The 3,103-nt window shown below is 63.1% G+C and carries 3 protein-coding genes and 1 pseudogene; 2 read left to right on the top strand and 2 right to left on the bottom strand.

Annotated elements, in window-relative coordinates; genetic code table 11:
• Window positions 1–237 (bottom strand): annotated as a pseudogene (locus VN856_RS14515) (acyl-CoA synthetase); the annotation flags it as partial.
• A gap of 659 nt (window positions 238–896) precedes the next feature.
• Complete coding sequence (locus VN856_RS14510) at window positions 897–1,607, bottom strand: thioesterase II family protein (RefSeq protein WP_325690174.1); 711 nt, start codon at window positions 1,605–1,607, stop codon at window positions 897–899.
• Between the two features lie 296 nt (window positions 1,608–1,903).
• On the opposite strand from VN856_RS14510, the gene VN856_RS14505 reads away from it, so the two are divergent.
• Both VN856_RS14505 and VN856_RS14500 read left to right on the top strand, forming a co-directional pair.
• Window positions 1,904–2,209, top strand: coding sequence for a PE family protein (locus VN856_RS14505; RefSeq protein ID WP_325690172.1), 306 nt, complete (start codon window positions 1,904–1,906; stop codon window positions 2,207–2,209).
• A 4-nt stretch (window positions 2,210–2,213) separates the two neighbouring features.
• A partial coding sequence (locus VN856_RS14500; protein ID WP_325690170.1) for a PPE family protein occupies window positions 2,214–3,103 on the top strand: 890 nt, incomplete at its 3' end.

The raw sequence follows: 3,103 nt of genomic DNA, 5'->3' as shown, positions 1-3,103 counted from the left end.
AACGACATAGTCCAGGCCCTGTGGCGCGAGGATGGCCGCACGGTCCCCCGGCGCTCCACAGGACGCCACCTCAGCGGCCAAGGCCTGCACGCGGCCGTAGAGCTCGGACCAGGTGAATGTCTGGGAGTAGCCAGCGGGGTCAATCTCGTAGTCGATGTAGGTATAGGCCGGCGCATCGGGTTGCTGCCGGGCCCACTCCCGCAGCACTGCGGCAATCGAGGCATCGCTTACTGCCATCGGGACACCACCCCTCAAAATCTAGAGCCCCGGACAACAACTAGACGGGCGCTTGTGATGCAGGAGATTAACAGGGGCCGCGCACATCTCGGATCAAAAACCCAAGAATGTAATACGCGCGCCAAACAAAAGCCCTGTTCCGGCCTGCGTCATTGCTGGGACCATAGGTTTGCTATGTGGGTCACTCCCAGAGGCGTCCACTCTCCGGTCGCGACGGCCTTACCTTACCCGACGGTAGGTTAATTTGCATAACTCCGAATACCCTGAACGCTTTGCGGAAACTTTTCCCTTGGTGGCCATGTCATTTGCGGCGCTGGCAGCGCCCACCTCCCCCTCGGGTGACGGCCTCGACGGCGATCTGGCCAGCTCACCGGGGCAGCTCGTTCGAAACCTCCCTGAGAGAGGGGGTTTGCTGGGCCGCGGCACGCCGATGACAGGGTGTGGTGTTATTCACTTTTCCCTCAGACACCCTGTTCAGTCGCCCCGGCGCGCGCGCCCGATATCTCGCGCAGATCTCAGGTTGGCCACACCGTCCAAGTTATCGGTAGAGACGTCCAATTTGTTAGCCGGATAAACACTTTCGGCAGGTAATGCGATCTCGATTTCCGGTTTTCGATTTGCGTCGGTATTTGACAACAATCGTTTTATTAACCGATAGGTCAACCTCTACATGAGGACAAGATCTTCGGCTCAATCTCGCCAACTAGCTCGGCGATGTGGTCCGTCAGATAGAAATGGTGGCCCGGAAAAACTTTCAGGCTGAACTCAGACGTTGTGCGCTCCGACCAAGGCAGCACCTTCTCATAGGTGGCCACCTCATCGTCGTCGCCCAGGAACGCGGAGATCGGGCACGACAACTTCTCGTCGGGCGGGCAATCGTATTTCGAGATCGCCTTGAGCCCGCGCAGGGTCGGCAGGATGCTGGCCGCGAATTCCTCGTTCTCCAGAAACTCCGGATTGACACCCGTCATCTCGCTCACCGCGGCGAGCAACCCTTGGTCCGACTCCGGTACGTGCTCGTAGCCGACTCGACCGGGCGCGGCGACAGCCGAGACGAACAGCGCGGCGATCGGACCGCCGGCCGCCTCGAACCGGCGAGCGACTTCGAACGCCAGCAACCCACCCATGCTGTGGCCGAAGAACGCCACCTTTTCTTCGGGATTGTCGGGCGGCTTGATCATCTGGCAAACCTTGTCGGCAAGATCGGGAATTGTGGTAAAGGACCCGAGATCGTGATTACCACCGCGCCCCGGATAGCGAACGGCGACGCGTCTGATATCGCTGGCAAAGGCTTTGGCGAACGGAACGTAAAACTCTGCCGATCCCCCGGCGTGCGGAAAGATGTACAGCGTCGGTGGCCGCCCAGTCACGCGGCAACGATACAGTCCCCGACTAGGTCGCCCGGGTAGGGCGCGGCGCTGCGCTCGGCCGGGCGATAACTTAACGACGTACAGGTGAACATTCGAAAACCTGAGAGAAGGCCAAGAGGTTTCGGTGCCGTTTTCGGCCGATACGTTTCGCGATTTGTCTATCGCAGAACGCGAAAAAAGCTTACGATTTCCCCGCCATCAGGCGTGGCAATCGCTCTAGGGGAGATCTATCAAAACGCCCAGCTTCAAGTACTCTTTGGAGTCAGTGGCGTCCGGGTCGTGGGAAAGGTTCCAACATGTTCGTAACTACACAGCCAGATGTGTTGCAGGGGGCTGCCGGCACGCTGTCCGGCATCGGGGATGCGATGGCGGCGCGCAACTCGGCGGCAGCAGCGCCGACCACGGGTTTGGCCCCAGCCGCTTCCGACCTCGTGTCGGCGATGACGGCGGTTCAGTTCGGCCAGCACGGCGCGACGTATCAGCAGATCGCCGCCCAGGCCGCCGAAGTCCACGAGCAGTTGGTGGCCGCACTGCGCTCCGGCGCCGGCGCCTACGCGCTCACCGAGGCGGCCAACGCCGCGGCAGGATCGATCGGGTCCTAAGCGGATGAGCTTCTCGCTGATACCTCCGGAGATCAACTCCGCCCTGATGTACCAGGGCGCGGGCTCTGGTCCACTGTTGGAGGCCGCGACGGCGTGGGATGGATTGGCTGCCGACTTAGAGGCGACCGCCACCCAGTACCAGACCGCGATCACCAACCTGACCACCGGCGCGTGGCTGGGTCCATCGTCGGCACACATGGCGTCGGCGGCGGAGCCGTACATCGCCTGGCTGCAGAGCACCGCGGCCGAGGCGGCCCAGACCGGCGCACAGGCCAAGGCCGCTGCCGCTGCCTACCAGACGGCGTATGCCTCGATGGTGCCGCCGCCGCTGATCACGGCCAACCGGGCAGAGTTGACCACGCTGGTGGCCAACAACTTCCTCGGCCAGAACACCGGAGCGATCGCCCAGAACGAAGCCGAGTACCTGGACATGTGGATCCAGGACGCGCTGGGCATGGACACCTACAACCTGAACTCGACGGGTGCGTCCTCCGCGCTCCCGACGCAGACGGCCGCACCGCTGGTGACCAGCGGCTCCAACGCACTGGCCGCGGCGGCAGCTCCAGCGGACTCCGAAACAGACGCGCTCATCGAGGGAATTTTCAATGCCGTTGCGGCCCTTTTTGGCTACGCGGGGCCCGGGCTTCCGGGTTTGACCGGCAGCGCGTTCGGGACCTGGCTTCCTTCGGTGGTCACCGCGGTGGCCGCGAACCCCACAGCCGCGCTGCTGCCGGTGCAGGCGACGTACTACATGGGCATGCTGGGCAGCACGCCCGCTCGTATGTTCATGAGCTCGGGCAGCGGCGGCGCCAGCGGCGCCGGCGCCGGCGCGCTGGACGGCATGAAGGACTCGCTGCTGGCAAACGTCTCCAAACTGGTCGACGGCAAGGCCGA

The sequence above is a fragment of the Mycobacterium sp. genome, assembly GCF_035603715.1.
GTDB lineage: Bacteria > Actinomycetota > Actinomycetes > Mycobacteriales > Mycobacteriaceae > Mycobacterium.
The sequence above is the reverse complement of the archived record's forward strand: the minus strand, read 5'-3'. Positions and strand labels throughout refer to the sequence as shown.